Here is a 1,264-nt window from a genome sequence, read left to right on the forward strand (position 1 = left end):
GGCTTGCGGGCTATCATCGGAATGGGGGTTACACAACCTGACCGCCGGCACGCCGGCCTCTGCTGTTGCGTAGGGTGGATGACGCTTTCCTCATCCACCGCTGGCCAGGCTAGTTCCGGGCGACTCGCTGCTGGCCGAGCCAGCCCCGGACAGACGCGATCACGACGTCGGTGCGGCTCTCGCCGGCGTCGTCCCTGAACTTGTGGTCGACGTTCTCGACCAGCAGGAAATCGACGTTGCTCTTGCCCTCGCGGAGCTGCTCCGCCTGCTCGCGCGCCAGGCCAGGCGACACACTTTCGTCGCGCTCCGCCTGGACGATCAGCAACGGCGCCTCGACCTGCTGCAAGGTGGCGCGCTGGTCGAGGCTGAACATGCTCTTCCACCAGCGAAAACCGTGGCCACTCATCCGCAGGTCCATCGTCTCGGCGTTCATCACGCTGTCCCGGAACCCCAGGAACCCGGCCCTGGCCTCGTCGAGTGCCGCCGGAGGAAGCTCGCGAGCCATGCTGTACAGAACGTCGTCGTGAAAGAACCGGCCACCCCCGTTGAGGGTCACCAGCGCGCTGACGTCCTCGCGCCGAGAAGCGACCAGCGCCGCCACCACCGCGCCTTCACTGCCCCCCAGCAGCACCAGCTGCTCATAGCCGTGCTGCCCGGCCAGGGCGTCGATCACCTGCAGGTAGTCACGGGTTCTCTGCTCCGGCGAATCATGGCTGAAGTACGACTCGGGGCAGTCGGGGCTGTCCCCCGCCGGGTTCCAGGCAGTCGCGCGGGTAAGCCCGTATTTCTCCACCGTCAGGACATCGGCCCCCTCGAGCAAGGTGGAAAACTGCTCGTTGATGACTGGATTGTGCGCCACGCTGTTGCAGTCCGAGCCCTGCATCAGCACCAGCAAGGTCCGACTGCCGTTGCCATCCAGGTAGTAGGTGATGGATGAACCATCCTGGCGCGGCAACGCAGCGCTCCCGGCTGCAGAAGCGCCGCCGCTCGCCGCCAACGCCAGCATGCAGAGTGCGACAGGTATCCCTTTGTTCATGGCTATCTCCCTGATTGTCGAGCGCGCCTCGTGCCATCACGGCCGGACCGGGGTCCGCCGCGTTGCAGCAGACGAGGTCTCCTGAGTCTGCCGCGGAATCTACACCGGATCGCTGCTTCGTGCCGAGCCGATCGATTGCACGGGATTTCCGCTGGGGCGATCTCAGGCGCTCTCCATGCCCACCCGCACCACCCCACTGTCGATGGCCAGGTGCACCAGTTCGGCCTG

At 66.0% G+C, this 1,264-nt stretch carries 1 protein-coding gene; it reads right to left on the reverse strand.

Going from position 1 to position 1,264, the window contains the following annotated elements:
• Positions 1 to 109 precede the first annotated feature (109 nt).
• On the reverse strand, positions 110 to 1,036 hold the full coding sequence (locus J0A65_RS23625; protein ID WP_206596726.1) for an alpha/beta fold hydrolase: 927 nt from the start codon (positions 1,034 to 1,036) through the stop codon (positions 110 to 112).
• Between the last annotated feature and the right edge of the window lie 228 nt (positions 1,037 to 1,264).

Origin of the sequence: Bowmanella yangjiangensis (genome assembly GCF_017255015.1) — a bacterium.
Taxonomy (GTDB): Bacteria; Pseudomonadota; Gammaproteobacteria; order Enterobacterales; family Alteromonadaceae; genus Bowmanella; species Bowmanella yangjiangensis.